This is a genomic window from Streptomyces sp. NRRL F-5755, from assembly GCF_001279365.1.
GTDB lineage: Bacteria > Actinomycetota > Actinomycetes > Streptomycetales > Streptomycetaceae > Streptomyces > Streptomyces rimosus.
Genome location: NZ_LGCW01000153.1, coordinates 1 through 1,358 on the forward strand (window position 1 = coordinate 1; position 1,358 = coordinate 1,358).

Here is a 1,358-nt window from a genome sequence, read left to right on the forward strand (position 1 = left end):
GTCGGTGGGGGCTTGGGTGGACGGCTGGGTGGAGTCGAGTGGTGGAGCGGGGTTGACGAGGTGGGGTGGGGTCGCGGTGGCGTCCGGGTCTGCTGCCGGGGGAAGTGCGGAGGTCCCGCCCAGGGATCCGCTGAGGGCAACGGCCGCGTGCGGGGTGGCCGTCGCGGGCTCCGAGAACACGGGCACGGCGGTCGCGTCGCTCGGACTTGTGCCGAGGTCCGGGCTGTTCCGCTCCGCGCGGGCGGCGGTCCGGGCGCGACCGTCGGCGCGGGTGAGCGGGGTGATCGGCCCGGTGTCCCCCACCTCGTCGGCGAGCCGGTGTACGAGGATGCCGTGCCGGAACGCCGTGTCCCCCACGGCCGCGCAGGTACTCCCGTAGACGGCGATACGGCTGCCGCTCTCCCGTACGACCTCGACCGCGCGCCCTGCGCTCGGGTCCGCCCCCGGACGGGCCCGCTGCGACTCGTCGACGAGCAGCGACGCGAGCCGGTCGGCGTGCGGCGAGCGGACGACGACGCGGGGACGCAGCCGGGTACGGGCGAAGTCGGCCGCACTCTGGTCCGCCGCCAGCCTGCCCTCCTCGATGGTGACGACCCGGTGGCCGAGCCGGGCGGCCGCCCGCGCGTCACTGGAGGTGACCAGTACGGCGCCGCCCTGCGCCGCGTAACCCCGCAGCAGGCCGTGCAGCCACGCCGCCTCACGTGGGGACACGTCGCGGGAGGGCTCGTCGAGGAGGAGGGTGTGCGGGTCGCCGAGCAGAGCCGTGGCCAGGCCGAGCCTGCGGTCCATACCCCGCGAGAACGCGCCGAGTTTCTCGTCGGCCAGACCGCTGAGGCCGACGAGATCCAGCACGTCGTCGGCACGCGACGCCGGTACCCCGGCCGCGGCGGTGAGCATGCGCAGGTGGCCGCGCGCCGTACGGGCCGGATGGCCGGGCACGTCTCCCAGGACCACGCCGATCTCGCGCGCCGGATTCGGTACGCGGTGCAGCGGACGTCCACGGAAGAGCGCGACGCCACGGCCGCCCTCCAGCTGGAGCATGAGCCGCAGGGCAGTGGTCTTGCCGGCCCCTTCGGCACCGAGCAGGACGGTGATCCGGCCCGCGGGAGCCTCGAAGCTCAGATCGTCGACGGCGGGGCGCCCCCCTTTACGGGAGCCGCCGGTCAGCCCGATGGCCTGGATCATCTCGGCCCCCACGGAGTGCGGGACCTTACGGAATCGGCGAGAAGCAGGAGGTGGGGACTCACCCGGCCACGGTAACGCCGAGTGTCCGATTTGCCGGTAATGCCCTTCGGTTGGGTGTCTTGCGTGTCATGGGCGGCTGGTGGGTGGGATTGGGGCTGGTGGGGGGGGTGGTC

The 1,358-nt window shown here is 74.2% G+C and carries 1 protein-coding gene; it reads right to left on the reverse strand.

Translation table 11 applies throughout. The features are described from left to right. Nucleotides 1–1,185 (reverse strand): ATP-binding cassette domain-containing protein (locus tag ADK86_RS15915; RefSeq protein ID WP_159393863.1); only part of this gene is annotated, 1,185 nt, incomplete at its 3' end. Nucleotides 1,186–1,358 lie beyond the last annotated feature (173 nt).